Origin of the sequence: Mesorhizobium amorphae CCNWGS0123, from assembly GCF_001686985.1 — a bacterium.
In the GTDB taxonomy this organism is placed as follows: domain Bacteria; phylum Pseudomonadota; class Alphaproteobacteria; order Rhizobiales; family Rhizobiaceae; genus Mesorhizobium; species Mesorhizobium amorphae.
Map to the genome: position 1 here is coordinate 456,991 of NZ_CP015318.1, position 15,566 is coordinate 472,556.

At 62.4% G+C, this 15,566-nt stretch carries 13 protein-coding genes and 1 pseudogene; 4 read left to right on the top strand and 10 right to left on the bottom strand.

Annotated features, from left to right (window positions below; translation table 11 throughout):
* Positions 1 to 5 precede the first annotated feature (5 nt).
* Both A6B35_RS02160 and msrB read left to right on the top strand, forming a co-directional pair.
* Positions 6 to 803 (top strand): MBL fold metallo-hydrolase, encoded by a 798-nt coding sequence (locus A6B35_RS02160; RefSeq protein WP_006200162.1) that lies wholly within the window; start codon positions 6 to 8, stop codon positions 801 to 803.
* Between the two features lie 197 nt (positions 804 to 1,000).
* Positions 1,001 to 1,405 carry a peptide-methionine (R)-S-oxide reductase MsrB gene (msrB, locus tag A6B35_RS02165; protein WP_006200163.1) on the top strand — a complete coding sequence of 135 codons (405 nt, stop codon included), beginning with the start codon at positions 1,001 to 1,003 and terminating at the stop codon, positions 1,403 to 1,405.
* A gap of 134 nt (positions 1,406 to 1,539) precedes the next feature.
* On the opposite strand, the gene A6B35_RS02170 is transcribed toward msrB, so the two are convergent.
* Positions 1,540 to 1,866 (bottom strand): hypothetical protein, encoded by a 327-nt coding sequence (locus tag A6B35_RS02170; protein WP_006200164.1) that lies wholly within the window; start codon positions 1,864 to 1,866, stop codon positions 1,540 to 1,542.
* Between the two features lie 226 nt (positions 1,867 to 2,092).
* Between A6B35_RS02170 and A6B35_RS02175 the strand changes: the two genes are divergently transcribed.
* On the top strand, positions 2,093 to 2,602 hold the full coding sequence (locus A6B35_RS02175; RefSeq protein WP_006200165.1) for an arsenate reductase ArsC: 510 nt from the start codon (positions 2,093 to 2,095) through the stop codon (positions 2,600 to 2,602).
* Between the two features lie 56 nt (positions 2,603 to 2,658).
* On the opposite strand, the gene A6B35_RS02180 is transcribed toward A6B35_RS02175, so the two are convergent.
* Entirely contained in the window at positions 2,659 to 3,105 is a 447-nt protein-coding gene (locus A6B35_RS02180; protein WP_006200166.1) for a hypothetical protein, read from the bottom strand.
* Positions 3,106 to 3,215: 110 nt separating this feature from the next.
* Entirely contained in the window at positions 3,216 to 5,387 is a 2,172-nt protein-coding gene (locus tag A6B35_RS02185; protein ID WP_006200167.1) for a TonB-dependent siderophore receptor, read from the bottom strand.
* A gap of 426 nt (positions 5,388 to 5,813) precedes the next feature.
* Between A6B35_RS02185 and A6B35_RS02190 the strand changes: the two genes are divergently transcribed.
* Positions 5,814 to 6,194, top strand: coding sequence for a hypothetical protein (locus A6B35_RS02190; RefSeq protein ID WP_139032249.1), 381 nt, complete (start codon positions 5,814 to 5,816; stop codon positions 6,192 to 6,194).
* A gap of 250 nt (positions 6,195 to 6,444) precedes the next feature.
* Here the strand turns inward: A6B35_RS02190 and A6B35_RS02195 are convergent, their stop codons facing one another.
* The 7 genes and pseudogenes from A6B35_RS02195 to livM all read right to left on the bottom strand — a co-directional run bounded on the left by A6B35_RS02195 (position 6,445) and on the right by livM (position 15,563).
* On the bottom strand, positions 6,445 to 6,705 hold the full coding sequence (locus tag A6B35_RS02195) for a DUF2312 domain-containing protein (protein WP_006204859.1): 261 nt from the start codon (positions 6,703 to 6,705) through the stop codon (positions 6,445 to 6,447).
* A gap of 294 nt (positions 6,706 to 6,999) precedes the next feature.
* Positions 7,000 to 10,458 carry a pyruvate carboxylase gene (gene pyc, locus A6B35_RS02200; protein WP_006204858.1) on the bottom strand — a complete coding sequence of 1,153 codons (3,459 nt, stop codon included), beginning with the start codon at positions 10,456 to 10,458 and terminating at the stop codon, positions 7,000 to 7,002.
* Positions 10,459 to 10,635: 177 nt separating this feature from the next.
* Positions 10,636 to 11,754 carry a branched-chain amino acid ABC transporter substrate-binding protein gene (locus A6B35_RS02205; protein ID WP_006204857.1) on the bottom strand — a complete coding sequence of 373 codons (1,119 nt, stop codon included), beginning with the start codon at positions 11,752 to 11,754 and terminating at the stop codon, positions 10,636 to 10,638.
* Between the two features lie 137 nt (positions 11,755 to 11,891).
* Positions 11,892 to 12,239 carry a DUF6867 family protein gene (locus A6B35_RS02210; protein WP_006204856.1) on the bottom strand — a complete coding sequence of 116 codons (348 nt, stop codon included), beginning with the start codon at positions 12,237 to 12,239 and terminating at the stop codon, positions 11,892 to 11,894.
* 113 nt (positions 12,240 to 12,352) lie between these two features.
* Positions 12,353 to 13,081 carry an ABC transporter ATP-binding protein gene (locus tag A6B35_RS02215; RefSeq protein WP_006204854.1) on the bottom strand — a complete coding sequence of 243 codons (729 nt, stop codon included), beginning with the start codon at positions 13,079 to 13,081 and terminating at the stop codon, positions 12,353 to 12,355.
* Between the two features lie 14 nt (positions 13,082 to 13,095).
* Positions 13,096 to 14,175, bottom strand: a pseudogene (locus A6B35_RS02220) (ABC transporter ATP-binding protein); the annotation flags it as partial.
* On the bottom strand, positions 14,175 to 15,563 hold the full coding sequence (gene livM, locus A6B35_RS02225; protein WP_006204852.1) for a high-affinity branched-chain amino acid ABC transporter permease LivM: 1,389 nt from the start codon (positions 15,561 to 15,563) through the stop codon (positions 14,175 to 14,177). The gene livM and the pseudogene A6B35_RS02220, both read right to left, overlap by 1 nt.
* Positions 15,564 to 15,566: the final 3 nt, after the last annotated feature.

A 15,566-nucleotide genomic window follows, 5' to 3' on the forward strand; every position in this document is an offset into this window, starting at 1 on the left:
CCACCATGACCTGCTTTCTCTGCCTGCAATGCGGTGTCCAGTTCGCGGCGAGCGATGCGCCGCCGCAACACTGTCCGATCTGCGAGGACGAACGGCAGTTCGTGCGCTGGGAGGGCCAGGCCTGGATCACGCCGGAAGAGCTCGCCGCCACGCATCGGCTTGTGATGAAGGACGACGCCGGCGTTCTCGCCTTCGGCATCGAGCCGCGTTTCGCCATCGGCCAGCGGGCTCTGCTGGCGCAAACGCCGCACGGCAATGTGCTATGGGATTGCATCTCGATGGTGAGCGACGAGGCGATGGCCGAGATCAAGCGGCGTGGCGGCCTTGCTGCCATCGCCATCTCGCACTGCCACTATTATTCGGTGATGGTCGATTGGAGCGAAGCGTTTGGCGGCGTGCCGATCTATCTCCACGCCGACGACCGTCAATGGATCATGCGGCCGCATCCTGCCATTGTCAGTTGGGAAGGCGAGAGGCTTGCCATCAATCGATCGCTGACACTCATCCGCTGCGGCGGCCACTTTGCTGGTGGCCAGGTGATGCATTGGAAGCGCGACGGCGGCAACGCCCTGCTGTCCGGCGACATCCTGCAAGTCACGCCGACCCGCCGTCATGTCAGTTTCATGTACAGCTACCCGAACCAGATTCCGCTGAACGCGACGGCTGTGCGCCGCATCGCCGCGGCGCTGGAGCGTTTCGAGTTCGACCATATCCATGGTGCCTGGTGGGGCCAGAACATCATCGGCGGCGCGAAAGCGGCATTCGCCGCTTCGGTCGCGCGCTATCTCGCGGCTATCGCCTGAGAGCGCAATCGAAAATCCGGGCAAACGCCGTAACAAATGCCTATCTTGGTGCGAATATGAGGTTGCAACTCGCGCATGACCCCGAACCTCCGCTTCGGAAAGGATCATGCGCAAACCAAAGTGCTACAGCGTCCTTTGTGCGTCCGACGGACGCGCGGCACAGTAGTTACAAGTCGCCAAGGCCGAGGAGATTCTTCATGGACACCCGCACCTACCCCGTTACCCGCACCGACGCCGAATGGCGCGCCCGGCTGACGCCGGAGCAATATGCCGTCATGCGCAACCATGGCACCGAACGTCCCGGAAGCTGCGCCCTGCTCTACGAGAAGCGCGCCGGTACCTTTTCCTGCGTCGGCTGCGACCAGCCCCTGTTCGAATCCAAGCTGAAGTTCGAGAGCGGCACCGGCTGGCCGAGCTTCAACGACCCGGTGCCGGGCTCCGTCGAGAACACGATCGACCGCAGCTATGGCATGGTCCGCACCGAATGCCATTGCGCCCGCTGCGGCAGCCATCTCGGCCATGTCTTCGAAGACGGCCCGCCACCGACCGGCCTGCGCTATTGCATCAACGGCGTGGCGCTGAAATTCGAACCGGCCGCCTGAGCAATTCCAGGAAAAGTGCGAACGGTTTCCCGTCCGGAATTGCGTCCAAGCAAGAGATAGGGCGGCAAGTCGATCAAAATGGAAAGGCGGCTTCGGCCGCCTTTTCTTTGCCGGTAAGCAGGCATTCGAGCCTGTCAGACCACGACCACCAGGATCAGCCAAAGCGCGGAGCCCAGCAGCATCAGCGAAGCCTTGGCCCCACCGGATCTTTCCGCGGTGCGCCAGACGGCAAAGGTCAGGAAGATATTGTAGGGCACTGGCAGGAAATGCACCGCCAGGACCACGGCCAGCGACAGCTTCATCCCGAGCAGGATCAGCGCCACCACCGACAAAGCGATGTTGATCGCCGTGCCGACAAGCACCAGGTCGCGCCAGAACAGTCGATCGATCGGCACCAGGCCTTGCCAGCGCGAGCGGAAGAAGCCCGGCGTGCGGACTGCCTCGCCGCCTTCGCCTGCCATGGGCTCCGGAGGACTCATTGCCGCGGCCTTCTTATTAACGGCGGCCGACATGCCGAATGCAGCGAGCCCTTCGACGCGAAGCGATCATCGGGCATGCGCGAGCCTGTTATTTGAACGATTGTCATCAAACCGTCGTGAAACCTTTCTACGTCGCCCCTGTCGGCATCATCGGCACCTGCCGGAACTGCCGGCCAATCATCCAGTCGCCTGCCAGGGAGGTCTTGAGATGAGCGACAATTTCTACAACGTCCTGTTTCTTTGCAACGCCAATTCGGCGCGATCCATCATGGGCGAGGCCATCCTCAACCGGATCGGCGCCGGCAAGTTCAAGGCCTTCTCCGCCGGTTCGCAGCCGAAGGGCACGGTCAACCCCTATGCACTGCAACTGCTGGAAAGCCTCAACTACGATACGAGTTTTGCCCGCTCGAAAGGCTGGGACGAGTTTGCCGCGCCTGACGCACCGGAAATGAACTTTGTCTTCACGGTCTGCGACAACACCGCGAACGAGACGTGCCCTATCTGGCCCGGTCATCCGATGACGGCGCTCTGGGCGATACCGGATCCGGCCAAGGCGGCGGGGACCGACGCCGAGATGCACCTTGCCTTCGCCGATGCCTATCGCATGCTGAACAACCGCATCTCGCTGTTCACCAACCTGCCTGTGGACGCGCTCGACCATCTGACGCTGCAAAACCATCTGGACGAAATCGGCCGCGATACGTCGAAGCCGAACTGACCGGGCCAGATCCCGTTTGTGGCCATCGCGATCCCGTCGGGATGGCGGCACTTGATTCACGAGCCGTCGCTGCCAAGCACCTCGGTCACGGCGCGCTCGAAGCGTGAGCATTCCGTCACTAGCCAGTCGGCCATCGCCGGCCAATTGTCCTCGGCAAAGCAGTTCACGCGCCACAGCGAATTGATGCCGAGCCCCTGACAACTCTGTTCCGGCCTGAGCTTCAGCCTGCCTTCGATCGCCGGCTGGAACGGTCGCAAACGTGCCCAGACGTCGGTGGCGCCAAACTTCTCGTTGCGGCCGAAGAAGACGCCGGCATGGTTCTGCGCCGGCGCGACATACATGGAAAGGACCAGTGCGAAGTCCGGCAGCCCGCGCTGCCAGAACCAGGGTCCGCGCCGAGCCAGCCTGGCCCTTTCTTCCGGATGCCGTTCCGCGAACAGCGCCCAGAAGCCGCGATGCCGGAATTCCGAACCGCGGCGGGCGCCGAAATCGAATTCGCTCATGGTTGGTTCGATGCTCGTTGCAACCTCATGGATAGTCGAGGCTGCCTTACATCACACCATCATGCTGACATGCAACGGTCACGCCCGGCCATCGCCTGGGAGCACGGAACCTACCAGCGGTATTTAAGGGACGCGGTCATGTTGCGGCCCTGGCCGAGATAGCAATAGCCTTCGTTGCACACCGTCGCGCGATCGTCGGCAATGTTGCGGACGGCAAAGGCCGCGGTGACGCCGTCATACTTCTTGTCGATGGCGCCGAAATCGTAGGACGCAGAGGCGTCGAGATAGATGGCCGCGTCATTCTTGCTGGTGTTGGCGGTGTCCGTATAGGTCTCGCTGAGGAACCGCACCCCGGCCCCCACCGACAGGCCCGAAACGGTCGAACTTTGGTCGAATGTGTAGTTCGCCCAGAGGGTCGCCACGTGTTCGGGCGTGACGGCCGGCGCATTGCCGACACTGTTGCCTGCGGTGATTTCGGCATGGTTGTAGGTGTAGGCGGCGACTACGTCCAACCCGTTCATGATGGCGGCGCGCGCCTCCAGCTCCAGACCTTTGCTGGTCACCTCGCCCAGCGAACGGTAAGTCCCCAGATTGGCGTTGACGACGACCGGCTTGTTCTTCTCAACAAGATGATAGGCGACCGCCGAGAGCAGCATATCGGTCCCCGGCGGCTGGTACTTGACGCCCAGTTCGAACTGCTCGCCCTCCTGGGGCTTGAGGATGCCGCCCGACACCGACTGGTTGTTGATCGGCTCGAACGAGGTCGCATAGCTGGCGAAAGGCGCGACGCCGTTGTCGAACAGATAGAGGGCGCCGGCCTGGACGCTAAAAGCATCCTTCTTCACATCCTCGGAGCCGTCGCTCAGAAGCTGAACGCGGGTCTGCTCGACCCAGGTCTGGCGGCCGCCAAGCGTGAAGCGCCATTTGTCCATTTCGATCTGGTCCAGCGCATAGAGGCCGGTCTGGCGCAGATCAGCGTCGGACTGCATGAAAGTGTAATCCGGCGTCGGGCCGGAGACACCATAGGTGGGATTTGCGATGTCGAAGTCGTAGGCCGGGTTGGTGACGAAGTCCAAGCCGTAACCGAAGGACGACGTTACGTTCGTATAGTCGAGGCCGAAGAGCACTGTGTGCGCCAGCGGCCCGGTGTCGAACTTGGCTTCGAGCTGGTTGTCGGCCTGGAAGACGTTCATCTCGTCGCGGATCGAGCTTGCGCCGCGATGGGCGACGGTGCCCGTCCAGTCATAGATGCCGAGATAGCGCGATCTCAGGTCCAGATGCGAATAGCGAAGGTTCTGTCGAAAGGTGATGCCGCCGTCGAACTCATGCTCGAACTTGTAGCCGATCTGTTGCTGCCGCACCTTCTGGTAGTCGTAGTCCGGATCGCTGGAGCGCAGCTGGAGAATCTTTCCCGACGGGTCCTTCACGGCGCCGACGTCGGTGTCGGTCTCGTCGGCCTGCACGAGTCCATAGATCGTAAACGACGTGGCGGCATCCGGAGACCAGGTAAGCGAAGGCTGAAGGAAATAGCGGTCGTCGGCGATATCGAAATTGGTTTCGCCGTTCCGTGCCAGGCCGACGACCCTGTACAGGAAATCGTTGCTGCCCTCCTGAACCGGGCCGCTGAAATCGAATGCCGCCTGCGCCCTGTCCTGCGTTCCGTAGAGCAGTTCAACCTCGCGGATCTTCTCTTCGGTGGGCAGTTTCGACACCTTGTTGATGATGCCGGCCGGCGTGCCGGCACCGTAGAGGACGGACACCGGCCCCTTGATCACCTCGACGCGCTCGAGCGAATAGGGGTCGGTGCGGAAGGTGCCGTAGTTCATGTATGGCTGGCGCAGGCCGTCCTTGTAATCGCCGATCGTCGTCGTGCTGTAGCCGCGGATGTAGATCTGGTCGAAACGCGGATCGAAGCCATAGGCACCGGTCGTCACGCCCGCCGAGTAGCGGACCGCCTCGATGATGTCCTGCGCGCCGCGCTGTTCCATCTCCTTGCGCGTCACCACCGAGACGGAGCGCGGCGTCTCGATCAGCGGCGTGTCGGTCTTGGTTGCGCCGGAGCTGCGCTTGGCCACGACCGTCTTGCTGTCATCCTCGGACGCGCTTTGAGCGGCCTTGTCGCTCACCGTGATCTGCTCCAGCACCGTCGTGCTGTCCGATGCGCCGCTTTCCTGCGCCGCCGCATGACCTGCGCAAAGCAGAGTCGACAGGCAGGCAATGAGCCTTCTCCGGTAAAGGACTTCGCCACGTCCAGCCACGTCGCCACCACGATGAAATGCCATTTCGATATGCCCCACTGCTTTGGCCGCCGCGGACGGCGGTCACCGGCGCACCAATTGTTGACTACTTGAGTCAAGTTCAATGTTGACTAAGATAGTCATGTTTCTTAGTCAACCGGTCATAGGGCATGTGGGAAGGGAAATTGCACCTGATGCGAGGCGACGAAAGATGCCGGAAAGGGCACTGACGAGCCATGTTGCGAACCGACGACGTCGGCCGCCAGCCGAGGTGGGCGCCGAGATCCAACGGCATCGGCTGCCCGCGCGCGATTCCCTCGCACGACGGTTCAGCTTAGCGAGCTAACGCTAAGACAATAGAAATCGCCACTCAGGCCCCGCTGGCCATCTCCCAAGCGTTGCCATCACGACAAGCGGGCTCTGGAGCGTTGAGGCGGGTTCGATCAGTTCGAGTTCGAATTGGAATTCGAGTTGCTGGACGAGCTCGTCGAGGTGCTGGTGCTGGTCGACGTGCTGCCGGTTGTACTTCTGTCGCGGTCGCGATCCCTGTCACTGCTGCAGGAGCCGCCGGAGCAGGTCTTCGACGTCGATTTCGACGAGCTGGACGATTTCGAAATCGATACGGATTTCGTGCCGACAAGGATGATATCGCCCTCGCCTGCGAAGAGATTTGCCGGCGCTTGCGGCAAAACCGGCGCTGCCTGCGCCGTCAATGCCATGAGCGCCAATGCAGCAAGCGCCGCCGATGCGAATTGCCAGAGACCTGCCATCGCGCTGCTCCTTCCAAAGTCCGGGCACCAGCCGTGGCGGCTGGTGAACATGGAATTTGAACACGTGCAGCGGCTGCTTTGAAGTAGGGCATTGGAGCTAAGTCCAGAGATGCTCCCGGCAGAATTCGCCGAGATCTCGGCCTGGCTCGACGCTGTCGCCGGGACAGCGCTTTCCTCCAGGCTCCGGCGCGAGCGCGTCTCGAAGGCTTTGCAAACCTTTTCGCGCGGGCCATGCGCGAAGGCAATCGCCTCGAGCCTGAATGCCGGCAAAAGCGGGACGAAGCCAAAGGCCTCGGCTCTCTACAGAAAGGAGCCGAGGAAGCGGACCGGTCTCAGACCATGCCGAGAGCGGCCTTGTAGAGGTCGAGGATGCTTTCCTCTTCCTGCCGCTCGGCCTGATCCTTTTTCCGAAGCCGGATGATCGACCGCATCGCCTTGGTGTCGAAGCCGGTGCCCTTGGCTTCGGCGAACACTTCCTTGATGTCGTCGGAAATCGTCTTCTTCTCTTCCTCGAGCCGCTCGATGCGCTCGATGAACGCGCGCAACTGGCCGGCGGCAACAGTCTGGCTGGTCTCGGTGATGTCGTCGGCCATTTTTTCTCTCCGCGTCTTTTCGGCGCCGCGATTCTCGCCGCGGCAAATTCGAGCGGGTTCGATGCCCGAGCGGGCGGCGCGGGTCAAGCCGTTATCGATGCGACATGAAGGGTTGGACACACCCTAAGGTGTGTTGAGATTCAGGTCAGGCCGAGTCGGAGTCGAAGACGGACGCGAAGCGCCCAAACAAGATGGTTTCCGCGAACCGGAGCGGAGCGTACTTAAAGTACGCGCGCTCCGGAAGCGCAGGAAGCCGGCGTTTGCAGGCCGGCATCACCTGAATATCGACACGCCTTAGCCGAAGGCGATCAGCAGATCCTTGGCATCGATCTGGTCGCCGGCCTTGACCAGCACCTCGACAACGGTGCCGTCGCGTTCGGCATGCAGCGCCGTTTCCATCTTCATCGCCTCGATGGAGAGCAGCACGTCGCCGGCCTTGACCGCCTGACCGGCGGCAACGGCAAGCGCGGAGACCACGCCCGGCATCGGCGCGCCGACATGCGCCTCGTTGCCCGGCTCGGCCTTGCGCCGTGCCTTGGCCGCCGATGCGCCATGTGCGCGATCCGGAACCTTCACGCGGCGCGGCTGGCCGTTGAGCTCGAAGAACACGGTGACCATGCCCTTCTCGTCGACGTCGCCGATCGCCAGGCAGCGCACCACCAGCGTCTTGCCCTTTTCGATGTCGACGAAGATCTCGTCTTCCGATTTCATCCCGTAGAAATAGGTCGGCGTCGGCAGCACGCTGACCGGGCCGTAGATCTCCTGCGTGGCGGCGAAGTCGGAGAACACTTTCGGATACATCAGCCACGAAGCGAATTCGTATTCGCTGAGCTTGCGTTCGAGCTTCTGCTCGATCTCCTTGCGGCTGGCCTTGAGATCGGCCGGCTTGAGCAACGAACCCGGCCGCGCCGTGATCGGCTTGTCGCCCTTCAGCGCCTTCTTCTGCAGCTTCTCGGGCCAGCCGCCAGGCGACTGGCCGAGATCGCCGCGCAGCATCGACACGACGGAGTCCGGGAAGGCGATGTCCTTGCTGGGGTTCTCGACATCGGCGACGGTCAGATCCTGGCTCACCATCATCAGCGCCATGTCGCCGACGACCTTGGACGACGGCGTTACCTTGACGATGTCGCCGAACATCAGATTGACGTCGTGATAGGTCTGCGCCACCTCGTGCCAGCGCGTTTCGAGCCCCAGCGAGCGCGCCTGCTCCTTGAGGTTGGTAAACTGTCCGCCCGGCATCTCGTGCAGGTAGACTTCCGAAGCCGGTCCCTTGAGGTCGCTCTCGAACGCGGCATACTGGTTGCGCACCGCTTCCCAGTAGAACGAGATGTTGCGGATCCATTGCGGGTCGAGACCGGGGTCGCGCTCGGTGCCCTTCAGCGCCTCGACGATCGAACCGAGGCAAGGCTGCGAGGTGTTGCCCGAGAAAGAATCCATCGCTGCGTCGATGGCGTCGACACCGCTTTCCACCGCCGCCAGCACCGTCGCCGCCGACAGGCCCGAAGTGTCGTGCGTGTGGAAATGGATCGGCAGGTCGGTTTCCTCGCGCAGCGCCTTGAACAGCACGCGCGCCGCACTCGGCTTCAGCAGCCCGGCCATGTCCTTGACCGCGATGATATGCGCGCCGAAGGCCTGCAATTCCTTCGCCAGCCCGACATAGTATTTGAGGTCGTATTTGGCCCGCGCCGGATCGAGTATGTCGCCGGTGTAGCACATCGCGGCTTCGATCAGCTTGCCCTCGGCGCCGACCGCGTCCATGGCGACGCGCATGTTCTCCACCCAGTTCAGGCAGTCGAAGACGCGGAACAGGTCGACGCCGCCGCTAGCCGCTTGGCGGACGAAATGCTGCACGACATTGTCGGGGTAGTTGGTGTAGCCGACGCCGTTGGCACCGCGCAGCAGCATCTGCAGCAAAAGGTTGGGCGCCGCCTCGCGCACCAGCGACAGCCGCTCCCATGGATCCTCGGTGAGGAAGCGCATGGCGACGTCGAAGGTCGCACCGCCCCAGCATTCGAGCGACAGCAATTGCGGCAGCGCCCGCGCATAGGTGCCGGCAATACCGGCGATGTCATGCGTGCGCATGCGGGTGGCGAGCAGAGACTGGTGCCCATCGCGCATCGTCGTGTCGGTGACCAGAACCTCTTTCTGCGCGCGCATCCAGGCCGCAAATTTCTCCGGGCCGAGCGCATCGAGTTTTTGCTTGCTGCCGCCAGGCACCTTGCCGTTGAGATAGGGCACCACCGGTGCCGCCGCATCGGCCTTGGGCATGGGGCGGCCGCGTGTCTCGGGATGTCCGTTGACGCTGACATCGGCCAGATAATTGAGCAGCTTGGTCGCGCGGTCCTGCCGCTTGACCTGCTGGAACAGTTCAGGCGTCGTGTCGATGAATTTGGTCGTGTAGGAATTGTCGGCGAAGCTCGGGTGATTGATGATCGCTTCGAGGAAGGTGAGATTGGTCGCCACGCCGCGAATGCGGAATTCGCGCAGCGCACGGTTCATGCGGGCGATCGTCTCGGCCGGCGTTGGCGCCCACGCCGTCACCTTTTCCAGCAGCGGATCGTAGAAGCGGGTGATGACCGCGCCCGAATAGGCGGTGCCGCCATCGAGGCGGATGCCGAACCCGGTGGCGCCGCGATAGGCGGTGATGCGGCCATAGTCCGGGATGAAATTGTGCTCGGGGTCTTCCGTGGTGATGCGGCACTGCAGCGCATGGCCGTTCAGCCTGATGTCCTTCTGCGCCGGAACGCCCGATTCCGCCGTGCCGATGGCAAAGCCGTCGAGGATGTGTATCTGCGCCTTGACGATGTCGATGCCGGTCACCTGCTCGGTGACCGTATGCTCGACCTGGATGCGTGGATTGACCTCGATGAAGTAGAACTTGCCGGTGTCGGCGTCCTGCAGGAACTCGACCGTTCCGGCGCCGATATAGCTGGTCTCGCGCGCGATCTTCAGCGCATAGCCGCACAGCTCCTGGCGCAGCGCCTCGCTCAGATAGGGCGCCGGCGCGCGCTCGACGACCTTCTGGTTGCGGCGCTGGATCGAACAGTCGCGCTCGAACAGATGCACGGCGTTGCGATGCGTGTCGCCCAGCACCTGCACCTCGACATGGCGGGCGCGCTCGACCAGCTTTTCGAGATAGACCTCGTCCTTGCCGAAGGCGGCCTTGGCCTCGCGCTTGCCTTCCATGACCTCGCGGGCCAGATCGGCCTCGGAGCGGATGGCCCGCATGCCGCGGCCGCCGCCACCCCACGATGCCTTCAGCATCACCGGATAGCCGATGGTCTTGGCGAGCGCCTTGACTGCCTCCATGTCGTCGGGCAGCGGCTCGGTGGCGGGCACGACCGGCACGCCGACCTCTATCGCCAGATTGCGCGCCGCGACCTTGTTGCCGAGCCGGCGCATGGTCTCCGGCTTGGGTCCGATGAAGGTTATGCCGGCCTCGCCGCACGCCTCGGCGAACTCAGGGCTTTCCGACAACAGCCCGTAACCCGGGTGGATGGCGTCGGCGCCCGACAGCCTGGCGACGCGGAGCACCTCTTCGATCGACAGATAGCTTTCGATCGGCCCCATGTCCTTGCTGAGATGCGGCCCGCGCCCGACCTGGTAGCTTTCGTCGGCCTTGAAGCGGTGCAGCGAATATTTGTCCTCCTCGGCCCAGATCGCCACGGTTTTGAGGCCAAGCTCATTGGCCGCGCGGAACACGCGGATGGCGATTTCGGACCGGTTGGCGACAAGGATCTTCGTGATGGCCAAGGACTGCGCTCCAAAGGCGGAGAGGATGGGGGCTGCCGCAATGATTAACGTGAAAATGCTGCAGTGCAAACGGATTCGCGCGACATCTAAACCGATTTAAATGGTTTGTTCGCGCCAGCAACGAAAAATGCCCGGCGCGATGCGCCGGGCATTTTCCAATTTCAGACGTTTGCCGGCTTATTGCTCGAAGTAGGAGTACTTGCCGTCGTCACCCTTCTTCCAGGTGTACATGACGTAGTCCGGGCGGGTGATGTCGCCCTTGGCGTCATAGCCGATGTCGCCGATGGCCGTCGTCCAAGGGCCGCTCGACTTGATCGTCTCGGCGACTTTCTGGGCATCGTCGGCCGAGCCGGTCTTGGTGATGGCCGCCGCGATGATCTGAATCGTGGCGTAGGAGTAGAGCGTGTAAGCCTCCGGCTCGAAACCGGCGGCGCGGAACTTCTCGACAAGCTCCTTGGCGTTCGGGTTCTTGCGCGGATCGGGAGCGAACGTCATCAGCGTGCCTTCGACGGCGTCGCCGGCGATGGAGGCCAGTTCGTTCGAGACGATGCCGTCGCCGGACATGAACTGGGCCTTGAGGCCCTGGTCGGCGAGCTGGCGGATGATCAGGCCGGCCTCGGTGTGCAGGCCGCCGTAATAGACGACGGTGACGCCGGCTTCCTTCATCTTGGCGATGAGCGCCGAGAAGTCCTTGTCGCCGACATTGATGCCTTCATACATGGCTTCGGTGACGCCATTGCCGTTGAGCGCCTTCTTGGTTTCGTCGGCAAGGCCCTGGCCATAAGGCGTCTTGTCATGGATGAGCGCGATCTTGGCGTCCTTGAAGTTCTTGGCGACATAGTCGCCGGCAACCTTGCCCTGCTGGTCGTCGCGTCCGCAGGTGCGGAACGTGTTCCACATGCCGCGTTCGGTGAACTTCGGATTGGTCGCGGCAGGCGTGATCTCGAGGATGCCATTTTCGGCATAGACTTCCGACGCAGGAATTGAGACGCCCGAATTGAAGTGGCCATCGACATACTTGATGCCGTCGGCGACAAACTTGTTGGCGACCGAGATGCCCTGCTTCGGATCCGACACGTCGTCACCGACGCTCAGCTTGAGTTGCTGGCCGAGGACTCCGCCGGCCGCGTTGATGTCAGCGACGGCCTGCTCTGCGCCCTTCTGCAGCTGCGCGCCGAAGGCGGCGTTCGGGCCGGTGATCGGACCGGCGACGCCGATCAGGATGTCAGCCCACGCGCTGCCGCTGAACGCGATGAACGCGGTCAGAGCCACGGCGGACAAGAGTGACTTTTTCATATAAACGCTCCCATTTACGGAGTGGGCGTGGATGACACTTTCATGCGATGCCCACCCTTATCGCAGAAAGCTCAGTTTGCCGATTTTCAGGCACTTGTCACGCCGATTCATCCCCGAAGCGGCGTTAATCGTGAACGTCAACCCTTCGGTTTCCAGCTCAAAAGCGATGCTCTTTCGTAAAGCCAATTATACTGCGTCACCATCTGGTTGGTGCGCGTGTACTGGTAGCCGATGAAGCCCAGTATCATCAGCACGATTGTATCGACGATGTAGTAATGCAGCGAGAACATCGTGCCGTCGAACAGCGCGTGATGGATGAACCTGATGCCGATGCCGAGGCCCAGCATGTAGAGGAACAGCTGGAAGAAGCTGCGCCAGGTCTGGGCGCTCGCCCTCCCCGTCATCCATGCGGCCCAGCCGCCGAGCAGGCAGGTGACGAAGAAGAACTGCCAGATCGAGGGTTCCTCATAGAGAATGCCCTGCATGATTGATGTCTCCCTAGCATGATCCCGAAAAGTTGCAGACTTTTCGGACAAAGATCATGCGACAAACAAACAACTTGGAGCGGAATACCGGATGCACACATTCCGCTCCAAACTCAGTGGTGTCCGCCTTCGAGATAGGCAGCGCGCACTTCCGGATTGGCAAGCAGCTCCTTGCCGGTGCCGCTCATCGTCACATTGCCGTTGACCATGACGTAGCCCCTTGTGGCGAGCTTCAGCGCGCCGAAGGCGTTCTGCTCGACCAGGAATACGGTCAGCCCCTGGGTGCGGTTCAATTCGCGGATGGCGTCGAAGATCTGCTTGACGATCAGCGGCGCCAACCCCAGCGACGGCTCGTCGAGCAGGAGCAGCTTCGGCCGCGCCATCAGCGCGCGTCCGATCGACAGCATCTGCTGCTCGCCGCCCGATAGCGTGCCGCCGCGCTGGGCGATGCGCTCCTTCAGGCGCGGGAACAGTGTAAACACCTTCTCGACGTCCTCGTCATAGTATTTGAGGTTGTCGAGGCTGGCGCCCATCTGCAGGTTTTCCATCACCGTCATGCGTGGGAAGATGCGGCGGCCCTCCGGCGACTGGGCGATGCGCATGCGCGCGATCTCGTGCGTCGGCATCTGCGTGATGTCGGTGCCGGAAAAGGTAATCTTGCCGGCGCGCGCCCGTGGCGCGCCGAAGATGGTCATCATCAGCGTCGATTTGCCGGCGCCATTGGCGCCGATCAGCGCCACGATCTCACCCTCGTTGACGTTGACGTCGACACCGTTCAGCGCCCGGATATTGCCGTAGTAGGTCTCGACGCCTTTGATATCGAGCAGCGTTGTACCGGCCATTACTTACGCCCTCCGCGCGGCTTGGGTGTCGACCCGGTCGGTTTGGCCGTGGCCCGCTCGGCAGGCTTTCTTGGCGCGGCATTGGCCTTTGCATCGACCTGCTCTGCCTTCGAGGCGCCCTTCGACACCGTGACGCGCTCGCCCTCGCTATGGCCGATCGTGTCGGTCACCGGTCCGGCGAGAAACGAGGACGACGTGCCCGGGCCGTGGGCGGCGTCGGGGCCGGTGTCCAGCTGCTCGATGACGTCCTCGTCGCCGACCTCGATCAGCACCGTCTCGACCTCCTCATCGTCGACGCCGAGATAGGCGGCGATGACGCGCGGGTCGGTGCGCACCGATTGCGGACTGCCGTCCGAAATCTTGCGCCCGTATTCGAGCACCACGACATGGTCGGAAATCTGCATGACCACCGACATGTCGTGCTCGATCAAAAGGATCGAGGTGCTGTTCTTGATGTCCATCAGCAGCTCATTGAGCGCCGCCGATTCCTTCGGATTGAGGCCGGCGGCCGGCTCATCGAGGCACAGAAGCTCCGGCCCCGTGCACATGGCACGCGCGATCTCCAGACGCCGTTGCGCGCCGTAGGGCAAATCGCCGGCCGGATCGTCGGCGCGATCGACGAGATTGGCTTTCTCCAGCCAGTGCTTGGCCAGATCGATCGATTCGGCTGATGCCTTGCGGTAGCTCGAGAATCCGAACAGGCCGAGCATCGTATAGCCCGACGCCTTCATCAGCTTGTTGTGCTGGGCGACCAGAAGGTTCTCCAGCAGCGTCATGCCCGAGAACAGGCGGATGTTCTGGAAGGTACGGGCCACCTTGGCGCGTGCCGGGATCTCGTGGTTCGGCAAGCGCTCGAGCAGGTAGCTCGAGCCGTCAATCCGGTTGAGCGTGATCATGCCTTCCGACGGCTTGTAGAAGCCGGTGATGCAGTTGAACACGGTGGTCTTGCCGGCGCCGTTCGGGCCTATCAGCGCGGTGATCTCGCCGCGCCTGGCCTGGAAGGACAGGTCGCCGATGGCGATCAAGCCGCCGAACTTCATCGACAAATGTTCGACCTGCAGGATGAAGTCGTTCGTGGAAGGGCTCGCACTCATCAGCCGTGACCTTCCTTGGTGAAGGAGCCCGATACCGCTCTTCGCTCCTTGAGGAAGGCGGTCGGCTCACGGCTGCCGACAAAGCCGCGCGGCTTCCACAGCATGACGATGACCATGGCCATGCCGAACAACAGCATGCGGTAGAGTTCCGGCGTGAAGTCGGGACCGAACACCACCTTGAGGAAGTCCAGCTCGCGCAGGATTTCGGTGCCGCCAATCATCACCAGCGCCGCAACCGCGATGCCGCCCAGCGACCCCATGCCGCCGAGCACGACGATGGCAAGGATGATCGCCGATTCCAGGAAGACAAAGGATTCCGGGCTGACGAAGCCTTGCCGCGCGGCGAAGAAGGAGCCGGCGAAACCGCCGAACATGGCGCCGGTGGCAAAGGCGGTGAGCTTGGTGGTGGTGGTGTTGATGCCGAGCGAACGGCAGGCGATCTCATCCTCGCGCAGCGCTTCCCAGGCGCGGCCGACCGGAAGACGGCGCAGCCTGATGGTGACGAACGCAGTCAGAAGGCAGAGCAACAGGATGAGATAGTAGAGGAAGATCTTGTAGTAGGCGCCGGACTGGGCAATGCCCAGTACCTTCGAGATGTAGTTCGGGTCCGAGACGTTGAACGACATCAGGCCAAAGAAAGAGACCTTCGGAATGCCGGAAATGCCGGCCGAGCCATTGGTCACTTCGCGCCAATTGATCAGCACCAGCCGGATGATCTCACCGAAGGCCAGAGTCACAATGGCCAGATAGTCGCCGCGCAGCCTGAGCACCGGAAAGCCGAGCATCACGCCCCAGAACGCAGCCATCAGGCCGGCGGCCGGCAGCAGGATCCAGAACGACAGGCCGAAATGCGTGCCGAGCAGCGCGTAGGCATAGGCACCGACGGCGTAGAAAGCGACATAGCCGAGGTCGAGCAGGCCGGCGAGACCGATGACGATGTTCAGGCCCCAGGCCAGCATCACATAGATCAGAATCTGGATACCGAAATTATCGACCCACTTCAGTGAGCCCTGGAAACCGACCAGCATGACGATCACGATCGGATACAGGAACAGCACGGCAATGCCGATCGTGTTGAAGTTGCGGCGCACGAAGCCGGGCGCCGCCGCAGCAGGCGCCTCGGCCTTTTGCGCCTTGGCGCGCTCCAGCGCCGGCTGTCCGAAGGCGACATAAAGGAAGCGCCCCACCGCGGTGAGGATCACCACGATGGCAAGCAGGCCCCAGCGCTGCACCAGGATCAGTTCGTTGGAGATGTTCTGATCGGTTCTCAGGCCGATGAACAGCACGAACAGGCCGAGTGCTATGGCGCCGGCATAGAACGCCTCGCGAAAAGCGCGCTGCACGGGAGTGGCGACGACGTCGCGCTCCGGGGAAACGGTGACTGCCATGAG